The organism is Bradyrhizobium zhengyangense (genome assembly GCF_022012435.1).
GTDB classification, from domain to species: domain Bacteria; phylum Pseudomonadota; class Alphaproteobacteria; order Rhizobiales; family Xanthobacteraceae; genus Bradyrhizobium; species Bradyrhizobium zhengyangense.
The window spans coordinates 1-17,974 of record NZ_JAKLUA010000023.1 but is presented as its reverse complement, the minus strand read 5'-3'; the positions used below and the strand labels follow the sequence as shown (position 1 = coordinate 17,974).

Sequence of the window (17,974 nt, the reverse complement as noted above, 5' to 3'; positions counted from 1 at the left end):
AAATGACGACGATTTCCGCCCCGACCAACCCGCATCGCGCCGTGCGCTGGTGGCTGATCTCCGTGGCCGCCCTGATCGCGCTGATGGTGCTGGTTGGCGGTGCGACGCGGCTGACGGAATCCGGCCTGTCGATCGTCGAGTGGAAGCCGGTCACGGGTAGTCTTCCACCGCTGTCGGAGGCGCAGTGGACCGATGCCTTCGAGGCCTACAAGAAGATCCCGCAATATCGCGAGCTCAACGCGGGCATGAGCCTGTCCGAGTTCAAGCAGATCTTCTGGTGGGAGTGGAGTCACCGGCTGCTCGGCCGCTTCATCGGCGTCGCTTTTCTGCTGCCGTTCCTGTTCTTCCTGTGGCGTGGCGGCCTGTCGGGTGAGTTGAAGCGGCGGCTGTGGCTGCTGTTCGCGCTCGGCGGCCTTCAGGGCGCAGTCGGTTGGTGGATGGTGGCCTCCGGATTGTCTGAGCGGGTGGAGGTTTCTCAATATCGGCTGGCGACGCATCTGGTGCTGGCGCTGCTGATCTTCGCCGGCATCGTCTGGACGGTGCGGCGGCTCGCCGACCGGGCGCAGCTCGCGGTTCCCATGCGGCTGCGGTTCACGAGCGCGGTGCTGGTGATCCTGACCTTCATCCAGATCTATTTCGGGGCGCTGGTCGCGGGTCTGCGCGCCGGACGCGCCTACAACACCTGGCCGGAGATCGACGGCGCATTCATTCCGTCGGCGGACCGGCTGTGGTTCGAGACGCCGTGGTGGCGCAACATGTTCGACAATGTGCTGACGGTGCAGTTCGAGCACCGCATGACGGCTTACCTGCTGTTCACGCTGGTGGCGCTGCATGCGTTCGACGCGGTACGCTCGCGCGCAGGCTCGGCGACGAGCGGTGCGCTCTGGCTGTTTGCGGCGGTCAGCTTGCAGGTGGTGCTCGGCATCCTCACGCTGCTCAACCAGGTGCCGATTGACCTGGCGCTCTCGCACCAGGCGGTCGCGATCGCCGTGCTGACCTTGGCGGTCATGCAGGCGGAGCGGCTGGCGTCGCGGCAGAGCGCGGACGTGCAGCCGCGTGCAGTTCCGGTCGGTCAGGCCGGCTGATCACCATCAGCCAAGCTGATCAGCAATAGCCGTAGATGCCGCACGAATAGGGCAGGCGCCAGAAATAGTCGACCTGCTTCCCGCCGTAATACGAGCCCTGGTAGTCGTAGTCCCAGGGGCGGCCGTAATAACCCGGTAGTGTGTGCGAGCCCGGCAACAGCGGGGTGCCCGGCAGATTGCGGATGTAGCTGCCGACGCCATCGGCCGGCGAGATCAGCGCATCTGGATCAGTCTCGACATAGACCGTTGGCGGCGGCGGAGCTGCGGCCCGTCGCTTCGGATGGGCGGGAAAATCGGCGGCAAGGGCTGCTGAGGCCGTCAGCATTGCCGCAAGGGCAGCAGGCACCATCCAGCGCAGCATCGTCGGCTCCGAATCAAAGGCGATCCAAGAACGATCTATGCGGCAGATATGGTTAATGACTGTTAACCGTGGCCCGTTTCCAAGCGCTTTCACGCGCTCCGCTGATCAGGCAGGAATCGTCCGGACCGGGGTGACGGCCGCGTCGAACTGAATGCTCACCCTGTTCTTCAGAACGTGCTGGATCACTTCCGTTTCCGACCTCTCGAAAAGTTCGTCCCGGTTCGCGGCTTGACCGAATTCTCGCGCGAAATCGATGTCGGCGAATTTTCCAAGGAAGAGGGCCGCAACATCAGACTCATTGTTCTTCGCGAACACGTGGCTTTGTCCCGACTTCTTCATGTACAGCCCGATCATGCGCAGCGCCTTGTAGACCAGCGTGCTGTCGTGAAAGAGGATGATCGCGTCGGTACGGCCATGTTCGTGGCCATCCTTGTGCAGCCGCAATCACCACGATCATGTCGGATCGTGGACGTTGAGCGACCGTAGCCACGGAAGCTGGCGCGGAGCCCTCGGCAAGGCGCAGCGCCAGATCCCGGTGCGGATGGACGGTAGTGCTCTACGCGCTCAGGGCCTGCTCCAGGTCTGCGATCAGGTCTTCCTTGTCCTCGATGCCGATCGACAGACGCACCACGTCGGGACCGGCGCCGGACTTCACCTTGGCCGCGTCGTCGAGCTGGCTGTGAGTGGTCGAGGCCGGGTGGATGACGAGCGAGCGGGTGTCGCCGACATTGGCGAGGTGCGAGAACAGCTGCAGTTTCGACACTAAATTGACGCCCGCGTCATAGCCGCCCTTCAGGCTGAAGGTGAACACGGCGCCTGCGCCCCTGGGCGCATATTTGCGCGCGAGCTGGTTATACTTGTCGCTGGCCAGGCCCGCATAGTTCACCGAGGCCACGGCAGGGTGGCCGGCGAGGAATTCGGCGACCGCCTTGGCGTTGTCGCAGTGCTTCTGCATGCGCAGCGGCAGCGTCTCGATGCCGGTCAGGATCATGAAGGCGTTGAAAGGCGACAGTGCCGGGCCGAGGTCGCGTAAGCCCAGCACGCGGCAGGCGATCGCGAAGGCGAAATTGCCGAACGTCTCCTGCAGGCGGATGCCGTGATATTCGGGCCGCGGCTCGGAGAGCATCGGATATTTGCCGCCCGTCGACCAATCGAAGGTGCCGGCATCGACGATGATGCCACCGAGCGAATTGCCGTGACCGCCCAGGAACTTTGTCAACGAGTGCACAACGATGTCGGCGCCGTGATCTATGGGGCGGATCAGATAGGGCGAGGCCAAGGTATTGTCGACGATCAGCGGCACGCCAGCCTTGCGCGCCACCGACGAGATCGCCTCGATGTCGGTGATGCTGCCAGCGGGATTGGCAATGGACTCGATGAAGATCACCTTCGTGCGCGGCGTCACGGCGCGCTCGAAGCTCGCGATATCATCGGGGTCGGCCCACACCACGTTCCAGCCGAAGCTCTTGAATGCGTGCGTGAACTGGTTGATCGAGCCGCCATAAAGCTTTCGCGCGGCGATGAACTCGTCGCCCGGCTGGAGCAATTGCTGCAGGACCACGACCTGTGCGGCATGGCCCGAGGCGACCGCCAGCGCGGCGGTGCCGCCTTCGAGCGCGGCAACGCGCTCCTCCAACACCGCGTTGGTCGGGTTGCCGATGCGGGTATAGATGTTGCCGAACGCCTGCAGGCCGAACAGCGAGGCGGCGTGGTCGGCGTCGTTAAAGACGAACGATGTTGTCTGATAAATCGGAGTCGCGCGCGCACCAGTGGTCGGATCGGGCTGTGCGCCGGCATGCACGGCGAGGGTGGAAAATCCCGGAAGGCGATCGCTCATTGAGGCGTCCTGTTCTTGGGGTCTGAAATCGCGCGGCATGCTGATGGGAGCCGTGCCCGGCGTCAAGCCGCGGCTTCACATCGCAACGATCGTGCTACCCATTGACGCGTTCGCGAAACGAATCCTTCGCAATTGCGTCAGCTTTGCTCGCTCTTGTTTTTGGCGGCGCGATCGGAGGCGGCGGTGTCGCCACCGCCGACACTCATCCGATTGAGGGATAGACGCATGCCCTGCGTCGGCGCCGGCGGACGCTTGGAGCTCAGCGTACGCGAATTGACGCCCATCCAGGAGATCTCCGACGACAGTCGGCCATATTCGATCTTGGGGCAGCGGTTCATCACGACCTTAATACCGGCCGCTTCCGCCTTTTCAGCTGCGGCATCGTCATGCGCGCCGAGCTGCATCCAGATCACCTTCGGCAGAGGAGCGAGCGTCAGCGCCTCCTCGACCACGGGCATGATGTGGCTGGAGTTGCGGAAGATGTCGATCATGTCGATGGGGCGGCCGATGTCGCGAAGCGAGGCGACGAATGGCTTTCCGAGCAGATCTTTGCCGACATGTCCAGGGTTGACCGGGATCATGTCATAGCCGCGCTGCGCCAGATATTTGAACGCAAAGTAGCTCGGCCGCACGTTGATCGGCGAGGCGCCGACCATCGCAATGGACTTCACGCTGTTGAGGATGCTGCGGATATAATTGTCGGGATAGGCGTCGTGGTTCATTTTTTCTTTCCGTCATTCCGGGGCGCGCGATAGCGCGAACCCGGAATCTCGAGATTCCGGGTTCTGCTCTGCGAGCCGCCCCGGAATGACGATGCTAGAGTGTCACTCATCCCGCCATGTCGGCGTGCGCTTCTCGATGAAGGCGCCGATGCCTTCTTCAGCGTCGCGAGCCATCATGTTTTCGGTCATCACCTCTGCCGCATAGCGATAGGCATCCGCAAGGCTCATTTCGGCCTGGCGGTAGAACGCCTCCTTTCCGAGCTTGATGGTGTAGGCGGATTTCAGGGCGACCTGCTCGGCCAGCGCAATCGCAGCATCCCGCTCGGTGCCGGCGGCGACGACGCGATTGACCAGGCCGATCTCTCTCGCGCGCGCGGCCGGGACCGGCTCGCCCGTCAGCAGCATCTCCATCGCCTGCTTGCGCGGCACGTTGCGTGACAGCGCCACCATCGGCGTCGAGCAGAACAGGCCGATATCGACACCGGGCGTAGCGAAACTCGCCGCTTCCGATGCAATCGCAAGATCGCAGCTCGCGACGAGCTGACAGCCAGCCGCGGTTGCGATGCCCTGGACGGCAGCGACCACCGGCTTCGGCAGGTGCACGATCGCCTGCATCATCGTGCTGCAGGCATTCATGGCCTCGGCGAAGAAGGCGCGGCCACGGTCGGGATCAGTGCGGCGCGCAGTCAGCTCCTTCATGTCATGGCCGGCCGAGAAGGCGGGACCGTTGGCCGCCAGCACGACACCGCGGACGGCCTTGTCGTTGCTGATGTCATGTAGCTCGGCATGCAGGCTGGCGATCATCGCCGTCGACAGGCTGTTGCGTGCCGCCGGCCGGTTGAGGATCAGGACCGCGATCGGGCCGACCATTTCGCGCAGCAGAATTGGCTGATGCGGGGAGGGAGCGCGGGCGGCCTGGGTGGACATTGCGGCGTTTCCGATTGGATTATTACAGTTAGATGATGCAGTAACCTAATGTAGCAGGCGACGTGAAGCGAGGGTGGGGAACGGCATGGCGGCAGCGAAAATGAGCGTGGCGGAGCTTGAGCAGTTTCTCCGCGACGAATTTCCCCAGGCCTTCAGCGGCGACGACATCACGATCGAGAGCGCGGACGGCCAGACCTGCCTTTTGCGACAGCGTTACGGTGAGAAGATGCTGCGGCCGGGTGGAACCGTATCCGGCCCGACGCTGATGGCGCTCGCCGATTTCGCCATGTACGTGGTGCTGCTCTCCGCGATCGGACCGATCGGGCTCGCGGTGACCACCAATCTCAACATCAATTTCCTGCGCAAGGGCCAACCCGGGCAGGATGTGCTGGCGGAGGCCCGGCTGCTCAAGCTCGGCAAGCGGCTGGCGGTCGGGGAGGTCAAGCTGTTGTCCGGGACCTCGCCGGACCCGATTGCCCACGTCACATCGACCTATTCCATTCCGAATGTTTGAGGTTTTCGCAGGTAATATAGCACCATAATTTTAAGATATTGATTTTGCTGATATAAAATAGATCGTTTGGCATTGACCGTTGCGTGTCTCTTCTCTAGAAACCCGCGCAGTCCGGTGCGGTGTTCGCGCCGCTATTCCCCGTCCACGGAAAACTCTGACATGAAAACCTTTTCGGCAAAGCCGGCCGAGGTGACGAAGAAGTGGGTGCTGATCGACGCCAAGGGTCTGGTCGTCGGCCGTCTCGCCACCATCGTTGCCATGCGTCTGCGCGGCAAACACCTTCCGACCTACACCCCGCACGTTGATTGCGGCGACAACGTCATCATCATCAACGCCCAGCATGCGGTCCTCACCGGTCGCAAGCGCGAGCAGAAGACCTACTACAAGCACACCGGCTATGTCGGCCACGTCAAGGAGCGCACCGCGCGCCAGATCCTTGAAGGCAAGCATCCCGAGCGCGTGCTCGAGAAGGCCGTCGAGCGCATGATCCCGCGTGGTCCGCTTGGTCGCGTCCAGATGGGCAACCTCCGTGTCTACGGTGGTGCCGATCATCCGCACGAGGCCCAGACGCCCGAGAAGCTGGACATCGCCAAGTTGAACCGCAAGAACACGAGGGCCGCATAATCATGGCCGAATCCATTCAGTCGCTCGACCAGCTTTCGCAGCTCAAGACCGCAGTTGTGGCGCCCGATGCGCCCAAGCACGAGAAGAAGGTCGACAAGTTCAACCGCGCCTACGCCACCGGCAAGCGCAAGGACGCGGTTGCCCGCGTCTGGATCAAGCCGGGCGCCGGCAAGGTCACCGTCAATTCGCGCGAGGTCGAGGTCTATTTCGCTCGTCCCGTGCTGCGCATGATGATCGAGCAGCCGTTCTCGGTGGCCCAGCGTTCGGGCCAGTACGACGTGATCTGCACCGTCGCCGGCGGCGGTCTGTCCGGCCAGGCCGGCGCGGTCCGTCACGGCATCTCCAAGGCGCTCACCTATTTTGAGCCGGAGCTGCGCACCGTGCTCAAGAAGGGCGGCTTCCTCACCCGCGACTCCCGCGTGGTCGAGCGCAAGAAGTACGGCAAGGCCAAGGCCCGCCGGTCCTTCCAGTTCTCGAAGCGTTAATCGCTTCGGTCACATTCGCCGCGAAAGCGGCTTCAATGAGAAGCAAAAAGGCGCTGATTTCAGCGCCTTTTTTGTTGTTCGTTTGTACGCAAATTGAGCGCGTGTTTCCCGAAAACTTGGGCCCGCGTGAAAACCTGAATGGAACTCGCCGGACCTAGCGTCGCATCTGGAAGGGCGCGCAAGTCGGCTGGGCCGATCGCGTAACTGCTATGTTTAGAAGGGGGCCGACATGATGTCGCTCGATAGCATCACGCTCTATTTGGTCGCCACGATGGTCGCCGCATTGCTCGGCGCCATGATGGTGTTTTTCGGCAAGCAGGAGAACAGCCCCGCGCTGAAATGGTGGGGCACCGCCTATCTGCTCGGCGCGTCCTCTGTCGCGCTGTGGACCGCGACCGGCGACAAGCTCGGCCCGTATCTCTATCTCGCCTTGAACGCGGTCGGCTTCGTCGCCTGCGGCATGGTGTGGAACGCGGCGCGCGTCTTCCACGGCCGCAAGCCGAACTGGCCGGGTCTGGTATTCGGCGCACTCGCGTGGGTCGCGGCCGCGACGTTGCTCGATCCCACGGCCTCGATGCTGCGCATGATCATCGGCGCCGGCATCGTCTCGGTCTATGCGGCGCTGACCGCAAGCGAGCTCTGGGTCGAACGGCGCAAGAGCCTGCAACGGCGCTGGCCGGCTTTCGTCGTGCCCGTGATGCACGGCTGCGTGCTGATGCTGCCGATCCTGCTCGGCAGCTTCCTACGCCCGCATGACGCCGGTTTCTCTACCAGCGTCTGGGTCACCGTGTTCGCGGTCGAGCTCATCCTCTATGCCGTCGGCACCGTGTTCGTGATCTTCATGCTGGTGTCCGAGCGCACCGTCACCGCGCATCGCACCGCTGCATCGACGGATCCCTTGACCGGCATGCTCAACCGCCGCGGCTTCTCGGAAGCCTGCGCGCGCATGATCGAGCGCGAGGCCAAGGGCGGCCGCCCTGTCACGGTGATGATCTTCGACATCGACCATTTCAAGTCGATCAACGACCGCTTCGGCCATCCCGCCGGCGACGAGATGCTGAGACTGTTCTCGACCATCGTCGTCAACAATCTGCGCATCTCGGACCTGTCGGGCCGCATCGGCGGCGAGGAGTTCGCCGCGCTGCTTCCGTGCGCGCTTGAAGAAGGCGTGCTGGTCGCCGAACGCGTGCGCGAGGCGTTCCAGACATCAGGCGTCGTGGTCGAGGAGGGGCCTGTCGACACCACCGTCAGCATCGGCGTGGCGGGCGGGCCTGCCGGCACCGAGCTAGAGGTGTTGCTGGCGTCCGCCGACACGGCGCTCTACCAGGCCAAGCGCGGTGGTCGTAACCGCGTCGAGGCGGCTGAGGAACTGCCGCTGTCGCTGGAGAACTGGCGCCGCCAGAGCGCCGCGCGGATCGGCGTTCCCAAGGGACCGTCCAAGACACAGCCGGCCACGGCCTGAGACGAACACGGCTCGCGGTAATTCTCTGTTTACCATTCGGTTCCACCATTGCGGTCATGGAATCGATCCGTCGACAGAACCCGCAAGCTGCCCTGATGTCGCTCGAAGCCGCCGCAAGTTCGGCACGCGGTGGTTTCGCGTGTCTGTTCTCGACAGCGGACGAATACGAGACGGCGCTGATTGCCGAGCGCCGCGCCCAGGGGCGCTATACCCAGGGCCGTAGTTATTGGCCGATCGCGTTGTTTCTAGGTTGCGCGCTTGTCGTCGCCGGCACCGCGCTGCTGTTCGGCTGACAGCGCCGCATTTTCGGTCGGGCAGGGCGCCGTTTCGGCGCCTTTTTCTTTGCGTCCGTCTGCGCTAGACACGGCCACCAGACAATGGGGTGGAAACCGATGATCACCGAGATCGCGCAAATCGACGTCAAGCCGGGTAGCGAGAAGGACTTTGAGGCCGCCGTCGCCAAGGCCAAAGCCGCCTTCGGCCGTTCTAAGGGCTTTCACGGTTTCGAATTGCACAAGTCGATCGAGAAGCCGCAGCGCTATCGACTGATGGTGAAATGGGCGACGCTGGAGAACCACACCGTCGATTTTCGTGGTTCCGAGAATTTCACCGAATGGCGCGGCCTCGTCGGCCAGTATTTTGCCTCGCCTCCGGAAGTCGAGCACACCGAGACCGTGCTGACGACTTGAGCCGGCTTTATTTCGGGAGCAGATCTTTCGGAGAACCGCTACACACTTTTCCGGATCATGCTCTACGCCGCCTCGGCCGGGGGCGGCGCCTCGTACGTCTTGAAATGATCGATCATGACCTTGGCGATGGCGACAAGTGGCAGCGCCAGGGCCAGGCCCCAGATTCCGAAGACAACGCCGAGCAGGATCTGGAACGCGAACAGCGTGGCCGGCGGGATGTCCAGCGCCTGGCGCTGGAGCAGCGGCGTCAGCACGTAGCTCTCCATCGTATGCACGCCGAGGAACAGAATCAGCGCCGATAGTGCCGGAATCCAGCCCGAGGCGAGGCTCGCCAGCACCACGACAACGCCGGCGATGATGGCGCCGACGGTCGGGATGAAGGCGAGCAGGCCGGCCTGGATTCCCAGGATGAACGAGCCGGGTATGCCGATGATGGCAAGCCCGATCCAGGTCACGACGCCGACCGCAAGCATGACGATGATCTGCGCGATCAGCCAGCGCTCCAGCGTCTCGCCGATCCGGTCAATGATCAGCGTCGCGCGGAGGCGATGCTTGGCCGGTGCGAGGAACAGCAGCCCGTCGTGGTAGACGCCTGGTTGGGCTGCGAAGGCGAGCCCCAGGAAAAGCACGATAAAAATATTGCCGACGGCGCTGATCGCGCCGAACAGCAGCTTGAAGGTCTGGCTCACGATCGCCCCGCCGTTGGAGGCTAGTGCGCCTGCGCCCGGCAATGGGGCACGTGTGTTCGAGTTCGGCGGAGGGGCCGACGGCGTATCGGCCGAGGTCGAGGGGGCGGCGGAGCTTGCATTGCCGAGATCGAAGACGCTGGTGTCGATGCCGTGGTTCTCCAGGAACGACCTGACATGCGAGATCTGCGACTTGATGGTGTTGCTGAGCACCGAGGCCTGCTCGGCAATGGTCGCGCCGCCGAGATAGGCGACACCCGCAAACAATGCCGCAAGGACGAAACAAACAATCGCAAGCCGCACCGCATGCGGCAGGTGCACGCGGCGCCCGAGCGCATTGGTCAGCGCGTTGAGGCCGACGCCGAGCAGCATGCCGGTGAAGATCAGGAGCAGGGTGGTGGCAAAGTACCAGGTGAAGACGAGTGCCGCGGAGAACAGGACGACGGCGATGCCGCCGACGGCAACGGCCCAAGCCATGCCCCGCGTCAGATCGGAGCCGGTTTTTGACTGTTCATCTCTGGAGACGCTCACATCATGTCCTTTCGGGGCGGGCACGGGCACTCTTTCGTGAAATCAGACCGGCGATCAAGCCGGGGCCGGTGCGCCGGATCGAAGCGCCCGGGCGCCTTGCGACCAATGCCGCGGCTCTGAGAGGGCGCCCAGGGCCCATTTGCGCAAAAATAGCATTGCCGTCCCGCGATCCGCTCTGTTGAATTTGTTCCATCCGAGGGGCATGTTTGGAGAATCTTCTTACGGGGAGGTCGGAACGGGAGATGAGAAAGCCGGTCGTCGGCGTGATCGGGAACGCCCATCGCGTCGAAAATCGATTTCAGGTTCAGATGGTCGGCGAGCGCAATTTGCGCGCCGTGGCCGAGGTTTCCGGCGGCCTGCCGGTGATGTTCGCGGGTGCGCCCGACATCACCGATATCGCCGCTCTGCTCGATACCGTCGACGGCATCGTGCTGACGGGGGCCCGCGCCAACGTGCATCCGACCCGCTTCAATGTCGACCCCTGCGAGAAGCACGAGCCTTATGATATCCATCGCGACGAGGTCGCGCTGGCGCTTTCGGTCGCCTGCGTCTCGCGCGGCATTCCGCTGTTCGGCATTTGCCGTGGCCTGCAGGAGATGAACGTCGCCTTCGGGGGCTCGCTGCATCCCGAGATCCGCGAGATCCCCGGCCGCATGAACCACCGCATGCCCCGGCTCGAGAATGGCGAGATCCATCCCGACCCGACCGTGGTGTTCGCCGACCGTCACGACGTCGACCTCACGCCGGGTGGCGCGTTCGCCAAAATTCTCGGCTGCGAGAAAATCCGGGTCAATTCGCTGCACGGGCAGGGCATCCTCGATCCCGGCAGGCGCGTGCTGATCGAGGGCGTCGCCGAGGACGGCACCATCGAGGCGATCCGCATTGCGGAAGCGCCGACCTTCGCGCTCGGCGTGCAATGGCACGCCGAATACGATCCGCAGCGCAATCCGATCAACCGAAAGCTGTTCGAGGCTTTCGGCGAAGCAATGGTGGCGAAGCAGAAGGCGGCGGCGTAACTCGCGTGCCAGAGTCCGTACGGCATACTCTCGCCCGGCCGTCATTACGAACGCAGCGACTTGTCCGCCGAAGCCTCGGCGAAGGTGGAAGCAATCCAGAGTCTTGCCGCGACGGAGTTCTGGATTACTTCGCGCGAATAAACCAAGCGGAAAGAATTGGTTCGCGCTGATTTCCGCGATTCCGAATCGTTCTTTGCGAACGAAATGGAGTCAGGTGCAGAACGAAAAAATATAGCCATGCCTTCGCGTTCTCGCGACTGATTTCCATGAGTGCCGCCGTACGCTCCCGCCCATTGCATCGCACAATCGCAATCGCGAGCGACAGACCTCCGGATTGAGGTTTGCCTGACGGCCACCATATCTTCGCCAAGGGAGCCCTTGCCGTGCAGATCATGAAGGCGGCCCTCGTTGCGGCGATCGGCATCGTCGCTTGTCTTGCCTGTCTCCGTCCCGGCTCAGCGGAGGATCAGCGCCGTCTTGCACTCACCGTCACGATCGACGGCGCCATCGGGCCGGCGTCGGCGAGCTATGTGAAGGAGGCGCTGGCCAAGGCAGGCGAGCGACGCGCCGAGATCGTCATTCTTCGCATGAATACCCCCGGCGGCCTGAACTCCAGCATGCGCGAGATCATCGCGGATGTGCTCGGCTCGACCGTTCCTGTCGCCGGCTATGTCGCACCGGCCGGCGCCCATGCGGCAAGCGCCGGGACCTATATTCTCTATGCGACTCATATCGCGGCGATGGCGCCGGGCACCAATATCGGTGCCGCGACGCCGGTGCAGATTGGCGGATCGCTTCCGCGCTTGCCGAGCGGCACGCCTGACAAGGACAGCAAGGACAAGAAGGACGAGCCGAAGGATGCGATGACGGCAAAGGTAACGAACGATGCCGTCGCCTTCATCCGCAGCCTCGCCGAACTGCGCGGCCGCAATGCTGATTGGGCGGAGAAGGCGGTCCGCGAAGCCGCGACGCTGTCCGCCAACGGCGCGTTGCAGGCGCACGCCATCGACCTCGTCGCGCGCGACGAGGTCGACCTGCTCAGGCAGATCGACGGTCGCGTGGTCGAGCTCGGCGGCGGCACGACGCAGCGGCTGGCAACGCAGGATGCCATCATCGAAGCCGTCGATCCCGGCCGGATCTCCCGATTCCTTACGGTCATCACCGATCCCAACGTCGCGTTCATCCTCCTGATGGTCGGAATCTACGGCCTCGTCTTCGAGTTCATGTCGCCCGGGACGGTTGCTCCGGGCGTGGTCGGAACGATCTGCCTGCTGCTTGGCCTCTATGCCCTCAATATGCTGCCGATCAATTATGCCGGGCTCGGCCTGATGCTGGTCGGCATCGCGCTGCTTGCCATCGAGGCCTTCAATCCGACCGTCGTGATCGGCCTTGGAGGCGTCGTCGCCTTTGTGCTGGGCGCCATCATGCTGGTGCGGGTCGAATCGCCCAGCTACCGGCTGTCGTGGTCGGTCATCGCCATTGTCGCGGCGATCTTCGCCGGGTTTGTTCTGGTCGTGCTCGGCGCGCTCAGGCGCGCCCGCCGCAGTGCGCCACGGGTCGGCGCGCAAGCCATGCTTGGCCTGATCGCCGAGGTGCTCGACTGGAACGAGACCGAGGGGCACGTCTTCACGCATGGCGAACGCTGGCAAGCGCGCGGCGCCGATAGCTTCAAGCCCGGAGAGAGGGTCGAGGTCGCCAACATCGTCGACTTGACCCTGGTGGTTCGGCGGCCGAACGGCGAGGGAGGTCAAGTCTGATGTTCGAATATTCGCTTTATGCAGCGCTTGCGCTGATCGTCATCCTGTTTCTCACCCAGGCCGTTCGCATCCTCAGGGAATATGAGCGCGGCGTCATCTTCACGCTCGGCCGCTTCACCGGGGTGAAAGGGCCGGGCCTCGTCATCCTCATTCCGGTCGCGCAGCAGCTCGTCAAGGTCGACCTCAGGGTGATGGTGCAGGTCGTGCCGCCCCAGGACGTGATTTCGCGCGACAACGTCTCGGTCAAGGTCAACGCCGTCCTTTACTTCCGCATCGTTGATCCCGAGCGCGCCATAATCAAGGTCGGCGACTACATGGCCGCGACCAGTCAGCTTGCCCAGACCACGTTGCGCTCGGTGCTTGGCAAGCACGAGCTCGACGAGATGCTCGCCGAACGCGACAGGTTGAACGCCGACATCCAGGAAATCCTCGACAAGCAGACCGACGTCTGGGGCATCAAGGTGACCGGAATCGAGATCAAGGACATCGATATCAACGAGACCATGGTGCGCGCGATCGCCAAGCAGGCCGAAGCGGAACGGTTGCGGCGCGCCAAGGTAATCAATGCGATGGGCGAACAGCAGGCCGCCGAAAAGCTGGTCGAGGCCGGCCGCATTCTCGCGCAGGAGCCGCAGGCGATGCAGCTGCGCTACTTCGCGGCGCTGCACGACATCGCCGGCGAGCGGTCGTCGACCATCGTGTTTCCGCTGCCGACGGGATTGCTCGATCATTTTACGTCGCGGCGTGACACGACGTGAGTGTGGATCGACGGCCGATGGGGCGTAGCGAATCTCTCGGGTCGAATAAACCAATCAGCAAGGATTGGTTCGCGCCGATTTTCGCGATTCCGATTCGTTCTTTGAGAACGAAGTGGAGTCAGATGCAGAACGAAAGTTGGGTCGATCGCTCAAAACAAAAGGCGCCCGAAGGGGCGCCTTTCGCGTGTCGTGATATCGAGCCGCTTAGCCCGAATAGTACATCTCGAACTCGACCGGATGCGGGGTCATCTCGAAGCGGGCGACTTCGGTCATCTTCAGCTCGATGTAAGCGTCGATGAAGTCGTCGTCGAACACGCCGCCGTTCTTGAGGAAGCCGCGGTCCTTGTCGAGGTTCTCCAGCGCCTCGCGCAGCGAACCGCAGACGGTCGGGATCTGCTTCAGCTCTTCCTTCGGCAGATCGTAGAGGTCCTTGTCCATCGCCGGACCCGGATCGATCTTGTTCTTGATGCCGTCGAGGCCAGCCATCAGCATCGCGGCGAAGCCGAGATAGGGATTGGCGAGCGGATCGGGGAAGCGCACCTCGACACGCTTGGCCTTCGGCGAAGCGGTGTAGGGGATGCGGCAGGAGGCCGAGCGGTTGCGCGCGGAGTAGGCGAGCAGCACGGGGGCTTCGTAGCCCGGGACCAGACGCTTGTACGAGTTGGTCGACGGGTTGGTGAAGGCGTTGATCGCCTTGGCGTGCTTGATGATGCCGCCGATATAGTGGAGGCAGGTCTCCGACAGGTCGGCGTACTTGTTGCCGGCGAACACCGGCTTGCCGTCCTTCCAGATCGACTGGTGCACGTGCATGCCCGAGCCGTTGTCGCCATAGACTGGCTTTGGCATGAAGGTGGCAGTCTTGCCGTAGATGTGCGCGACCTGGTGGATGCAGTATTTGTAGATCTGCAAATGGTCGGCCATCAGCGTCAGCGTGTCGAACTTCATGCCGAGCTCGTGCTGGGCCGAAGCGACCTCGTGGTGATGCTTCTCGACCTTGACGCCCATCTTGGCCATGGCGCCGAGCATCTCCGAGCGCATGTCCTGCACCGAGTCCTGCGGGGGCACGGGGAAGTAGCCGCTCTTGGTGCGGACGCGGTGGCCGAGATTGCCGCCTTCATATTCGGTGTCGGAGTTGATCGGCAGCTCCGAGGAATCGAGACGGAAGCCAGTCTTGTAGGGATCGGACGAATAGCGCACGTCGTCGAACACGAAGAACTCGGCTTCGGGGCCGACGAACACGCTGTCGCCCACGCCCATCGACTTGACCATGGCCTCCGCCTTCTTGGCGATGCCGCGGGGGTCGCGGTTGTAGGGCTCGCCGGTGGTCGGCTCGAGCACGTCGCAAGTGATGACCATGGTGGTTTCGGCGAAGAACGGATCGATCGTCGCGGTCACCGGATCTGGCATCAGGCACATGTCTGACTCGTTGATCGCCTTCCAGCCGGCGATCGAGGAGCCGTCGAACATGGTTCCTTCGGCGAAAATGTCCTCATCGATCATGCTGACGTCGAACGTCACGTGCTGCCACTTGCCGCGCGGATCGGTGAAGCGCAGGTCGACGTATTTGACGTCGTTGTCCTTGATCGATTTCAGGACGTCTTTGGCGGTCTTCATGCATACCCCTTTTGGCTCTGCGGGTCGGTTTCCAGATGAGCAGATTCGTTCTCGCTTTCGGCGAGTTTGGCGCAACCGCACAAACGAAATCAGGCCGCCGAAGCAGCCTTTTTTCTTTCAGAGTGTCGCAAAATTCGGGATAGCACCCGGCTCAGATAGCGTCCAGCCCGGATTCGCCGGTTCGGATGCGGATCGCCTCTTCGATATTGGAGACGAAAATCTTGCCGTCGCCGATGCGACCGGTCTGTGCGGCGCGGCGGATCGCATCAATCGCACGCTCGACCAGGTCGTCGCCGATCACGATCTCGATCTTCACCTTGGGCAGGAAGTCGACGATGTATTCTGCGCCGCGGTAGAGCTCGGCGTGGCCCTTTTGGCGACCAAAACCCTTCGCCTCGGTCACTGTGATGCCCTGGAGACCAACTTCCTGGAGCGCTTCCTTCACCTCGTCGAGCTTGAACGGCTTGATGATGGCTTCGATTTTCTTCACTGCGCGCCTCCCGGCATTTCGATCAAATAGCAACGTCTTCGTCAGGATGCGCTTGTGTCACGCACGATTTTGTCCTCGTCATGCCGGGACCTGACCAGCCTGGCAACAACGGCCGGCCACACCCAGAATATGCCAGTGAGCACGACGAACCGAAGCGGCTTCCTCGAAAGCAGGGTCTATGCCAAGTTGCAAATGCCCTGGATATTGGAGCGTTATCAGCCTTTTAACGAGCATCTCTGATAGGTGGAGCCGATTGGCTCAAAATACCGCAGACTACGAAATAGGCAAACGGTTCAATATCTGTGCAATCGAATGTTCCGCCGGGTGTATCGGCACGGAACGTGCCTGTTGAAAGGGCGTTTGGACCAGGGAAGTGGCATGGAAGTACTGACCAACGCTGAGATGCAGCGGGCTGACCAGCTCAGCATTGCGGCAGGCACGCCGGGCTTCAAGCTGATGCTGAGCGCCGGCCAGGTGGTTGCGGAGGCCGCCAATGCGCTGGTGGAGGAGGGGCCGATCCTGATCGTCGCCGGTCCCGGCAACAATGGCGGCGACGGTTTTGTCGCAGCTGCCGAGCTCGCTGCACAGGGCCGCGAGGTCTCGGTCATCCTGATGTGCGAGCGCGACCAGCTCCAGGGCGATGCAGCCTCGGCTGCGCGCGGCTGGAAGCATCCGGTGCTCCCGTTCAATCCGCAGGCGATCGGAAAGCCGGCGCTGATCATCGATGCACTGTTCGGCGCGGGCCTCAGCCGCTCCGTCGATGGCGAGGCGCGCGCGATGATCGAGGCGATCAACGCCAACGGTGCCCCGGTGCTTGCGGTCGACCTGCCGAGCGGTATCAACGGCACCAGCGCGGCGGTGATGGGCATGGCGGTGAATGCCACCGAGACCGTCACCTTCTTTCGCAAGAAGCCCGCACATCTCCTGTTGCCCGGCCGCATGCATTGCGGCCGCGTGCGCGTCGCCGATATCGGCATCGACGCACAGGTGCTCGACGAGATCGCGCCGACGATTTTTGAGAACGATCCGGACTTCTGGGGCGCCGCTTTCCCGGTGCCGCGTATCGACGGCCACAAATATGCCCGCGGCCATGTGCTGGCGGTATCGGGCGACGCTGCGGCGACCGGCGCTGCACGGCTTGCTGCCCGCGGGAGCTTGCGCGCCGGCGCGGGTCTCGTGACGCTGGCGACCCCGCGCGATGCGCTTGCGATCAACGCAAGCGCGCTGACATCAGTGATGGTTCGCCCCGTGGACACCGCGATCGAGTTCGGCGAGCTGCTTGGGGACATCAGGTACAACACCTGCATGATCGGGCCCGGCGCGGGCGTTGGCGAGCGCACCCGCGACATGGTCCACACCGCGCTCACCGCGCAACGCCATCTGGTGCTCGACGCCGATGCACTGACGAGCTTTGCCGCAAAACCCGAGCGGCTGTTTGAATCGATCAAGTCGTCGCAGGACACAGGCGTGGTGCTAACGCCGCACGAGGGCGAGTTTCCGCGGCTGTTCTCCGATCTCAGCAACAAGACTCCGGGTCGCTCGAAGCTCGAGCGCGTACGTGCCGCGGCCGAACGCTGCGGCGCTGTCGTGCTATTGAAGGGCCCTGACACCACGATCGCCGCGCCCGACGGCCGCGCCACCATCGCCGCCAATGCGCCGCCCTGGCTCGCCACCGCCGGCGCCGGCGACGTGCTCTCGGGCATCATTGCAGGGCTCCTCGCGCAGGGCGTACCGGCGTTCGAGGCCGCCAGCATCGGCGTCTGGATGCACGGCGAGGCGGCCAGCGAAGCAGGGCCGGGGCTGATCGCCGAAGATCTCACCGAGACACTGCCGGCGGTGCAGCGGCGCATCTATAACGCACTCGGGATCGAGTATTGATGCTGAGACAGCTCGCGCTCACCGATATGGCTGCGGCTGCGCAAGTCCATCGGATCGCGTTTGATCATGCAATGCCGTGGCTCGTCGGGCTGCACACGCCGGATGAAGACCGCTGGTTTTATCGCGAGCTGGTTTTCCCGGCCTGCCGCGTGTGGGGACGTTTCGACGGCGATCAGCTCTGCGGCATTATCGCCTTTCGCGACGGTTGGATCGAACAGCTCTATGTCCATCCCGCCGCGCATGGCCGCGGCATCGGCACCGAACTTCTCAACAGCGCCAAGGCCGCGAACAAGCGGCTCGAGCTCTGGACCTTCCAGCGCAACGCACCGGCGCGGCGCTTCTACGAGGCGCGTGGGTTCACTCTGGCCGAGCAGACCGACGGGGCGCGGAACGAGGAGAGGGAGCCCGACGCTCGGTATGTCTGGTCGCGCTAGCACTACTTTGGCAGATTGTTGATTTTGCCGCGATTTATAGGATTCCCGAATCAATTTTTCAATGATTCATGGGTGGTCGGCTCTTGGAGGGCTGACCATGCCGG

20 protein-coding genes are annotated in these 17,974 nt (G+C 63.2%); 12 read left to right on the top strand and 8 right to left on the bottom strand.

All coding sequences use genetic code 11. The features are described from left to right. Nucleotides 1-2 precede the first annotated feature (2 nt). The gene (locus L6637_RS37325; RefSeq protein ID WP_237873881.1) at nucleotides 3-1,085 is read left to right on the top strand and encodes a COX15/CtaA family protein; all 1,083 of its coding nucleotides are present in this window, start codon (nucleotides 3-5) and stop codon (nucleotides 1,083-1,085) included. A gap of 19 nt (nucleotides 1,086-1,104) precedes the next feature. Here the strand turns inward: L6637_RS37325 and L6637_RS37320 are convergent, their stop codons facing one another. The 5 genes from L6637_RS37320 to L6637_RS37300 all read right to left on the bottom strand — a co-directional run bounded on the left by L6637_RS37320 (nucleotide 1,105) and on the right by L6637_RS37300 (nucleotide 4,932). Next, nucleotides 1,105-1,446 carry a hypothetical protein gene (locus L6637_RS37320; protein ID WP_237873880.1) on the bottom strand — a complete coding sequence of 114 codons (342 nt, stop codon included), beginning with the start codon at nucleotides 1,444-1,446 and terminating at the stop codon, nucleotides 1,105-1,107. A gap of 105 nt (nucleotides 1,447-1,551) precedes the next feature. Then, the gene (locus tag L6637_RS37315) at nucleotides 1,552-1,890 is read right to left on the bottom strand and encodes a hypothetical protein (protein WP_237861818.1); all 339 of its coding nucleotides are present in this window, start codon (nucleotides 1,888-1,890) and stop codon (nucleotides 1,552-1,554) included. A gap of 112 nt (nucleotides 1,891-2,002) precedes the next feature. Then, nucleotides 2,003-3,283: an O-acetylhomoserine aminocarboxypropyltransferase gene (locus tag L6637_RS37310; RefSeq protein WP_237873879.1), complete on the bottom strand. Its 1,281-nt coding sequence runs from the start codon at nucleotides 3,281-3,283 to the stop codon at nucleotides 2,003-2,005. A 137-nt stretch (nucleotides 3,284-3,420) separates the two neighbouring features. Beyond that, complete coding sequence (locus L6637_RS37305; RefSeq protein WP_237873877.1) at nucleotides 3,421-4,005, bottom strand: CoA-binding protein; 585 nt, start codon at nucleotides 4,003-4,005, stop codon at nucleotides 3,421-3,423. A gap of 102 nt (nucleotides 4,006-4,107) precedes the next feature. Then, nucleotides 4,108-4,932: an enoyl-CoA hydratase gene (locus L6637_RS37300; protein WP_237873875.1), complete on the bottom strand. Its 825-nt coding sequence runs from the start codon at nucleotides 4,930-4,932 to the stop codon at nucleotides 4,108-4,110. 85 nt (nucleotides 4,933-5,017) lie between these two features. Between L6637_RS37300 and L6637_RS37295 the strand changes: the two genes are divergently transcribed. The 6 genes from L6637_RS37295 (at nucleotide 5,018) to L6637_RS37270 (ending at nucleotide 8,706) form a co-directional block, all read left to right on the top strand. Continuing rightward, complete coding sequence (locus L6637_RS37295; protein WP_057756285.1) at nucleotides 5,018-5,446, top strand: PaaI family thioesterase; 429 nt, start codon at nucleotides 5,018-5,020, stop codon at nucleotides 5,444-5,446. A gap of 159 nt (nucleotides 5,447-5,605) precedes the next feature. Continuing rightward, the gene (gene rplM, locus L6637_RS37290) at nucleotides 5,606-6,070 is read left to right on the top strand and encodes a 50S ribosomal protein L13 (RefSeq protein WP_015685724.1); all 465 of its coding nucleotides are present in this window, start codon (nucleotides 5,606-5,608) and stop codon (nucleotides 6,068-6,070) included. 2 nt (nucleotides 6,071-6,072) lie between these two features. After that, nucleotides 6,073-6,555, top strand: coding sequence for a 30S ribosomal protein S9 (rpsI, locus tag L6637_RS37285; RefSeq protein ID WP_237861826.1), 483 nt, complete (start codon nucleotides 6,073-6,075; stop codon nucleotides 6,553-6,555). A 229-nt stretch (nucleotides 6,556-6,784) separates the two neighbouring features. Further along, nucleotides 6,785-8,017 (top strand): GGDEF domain-containing protein, encoded by a 1,233-nt coding sequence (locus L6637_RS37280; RefSeq protein ID WP_237873873.1) that lies wholly within the window; start codon nucleotides 6,785-6,787, stop codon nucleotides 8,015-8,017. Nucleotides 8,018-8,073: 56 nt separating this feature from the next. Next, on the top strand, nucleotides 8,074-8,310 hold the full coding sequence (locus tag L6637_RS37275; protein WP_237861829.1) for a hypothetical protein: 237 nt from the start codon (nucleotides 8,074-8,076) through the stop codon (nucleotides 8,308-8,310). 99 nt (nucleotides 8,311-8,409) lie between these two features. After that, nucleotides 8,410-8,706, top strand: coding sequence for an antibiotic biosynthesis monooxygenase family protein (locus L6637_RS37270; RefSeq protein WP_035673823.1), 297 nt, complete (start codon nucleotides 8,410-8,412; stop codon nucleotides 8,704-8,706). A 62-nt stretch (nucleotides 8,707-8,768) separates the two neighbouring features. On the opposite strand, the gene L6637_RS37265 is transcribed toward L6637_RS37270, so the two are convergent. Continuing rightward, on the bottom strand, nucleotides 8,769-9,869 hold the full coding sequence (locus L6637_RS37265) for an AI-2E family transporter (RefSeq protein ID WP_249802191.1): 1,101 nt from the start codon (nucleotides 9,867-9,869) through the stop codon (nucleotides 8,769-8,771). A gap of 296 nt (nucleotides 9,870-10,165) precedes the next feature. On the opposite strand from L6637_RS37265, the gene L6637_RS37260 reads away from it, so the two are divergent. The 3 genes from L6637_RS37260 (at nucleotide 10,166) to L6637_RS37250 (ending at nucleotide 13,454) form a co-directional block, all read left to right on the top strand. Then, entirely contained in the window at nucleotides 10,166-10,939 is a 774-nt protein-coding gene (locus L6637_RS37260; RefSeq protein ID WP_237873869.1) for a gamma-glutamyl-gamma-aminobutyrate hydrolase family protein, read from the top strand. Between the two features lie 383 nt (nucleotides 10,940-11,322). Next, nucleotides 11,323-12,696 carry an NfeD family protein gene (locus tag L6637_RS37255; protein ID WP_237873963.1) on the top strand — a complete coding sequence of 458 codons (1,374 nt, stop codon included), beginning with the start codon at nucleotides 11,323-11,325 and terminating at the stop codon, nucleotides 12,694-12,696. Next, a complete protein-coding gene (locus L6637_RS37250) occupies nucleotides 12,696-13,454 on the top strand; it encodes a slipin family protein (protein WP_377803213.1) in 759 nt (252 codons plus the stop codon). The genes L6637_RS37255 and L6637_RS37250 overlap by 1 nt, the downstream gene beginning before the upstream one ends. Nucleotides 13,455-13,658: 204 nt before the next feature. Here the strand turns inward: L6637_RS37250 and glnA are convergent, their stop codons facing one another. Next, complete coding sequence (gene glnA / locus L6637_RS37245) at nucleotides 13,659-15,068, bottom strand: type I glutamate--ammonia ligase (protein ID WP_237861834.1); 1,410 nt, start codon at nucleotides 15,066-15,068, stop codon at nucleotides 13,659-13,661. Between the two features lie 151 nt (nucleotides 15,069-15,219). Further along, nucleotides 15,220-15,558 (bottom strand): P-II family nitrogen regulator, encoded by a 339-nt coding sequence (locus L6637_RS37240; RefSeq protein ID WP_007603495.1) that lies wholly within the window; start codon nucleotides 15,556-15,558, stop codon nucleotides 15,220-15,222. Between the two features lie 378 nt (nucleotides 15,559-15,936). On the opposite strand from L6637_RS37240, the gene L6637_RS37235 reads away from it, so the two are divergent. Together L6637_RS37235 and L6637_RS37230 are read left to right on the top strand one after the other, a co-directional pair. Further along, nucleotides 15,937-17,436 (top strand): NAD(P)H-hydrate dehydratase, encoded by a 1,500-nt coding sequence (locus tag L6637_RS37235; RefSeq protein ID WP_237873868.1) that lies wholly within the window; start codon nucleotides 15,937-15,939, stop codon nucleotides 17,434-17,436. Next, nucleotides 17,436-17,870 (top strand): GNAT family N-acetyltransferase, encoded by a 435-nt coding sequence (locus tag L6637_RS37230; protein WP_237861838.1) that lies wholly within the window; start codon nucleotides 17,436-17,438, stop codon nucleotides 17,868-17,870. Before L6637_RS37235 ends, L6637_RS37230 begins: the two co-directional genes overlap by 1 nt. The last annotated feature ends 104 nt before the right edge of the window (nucleotides 17,871-17,974 follow it).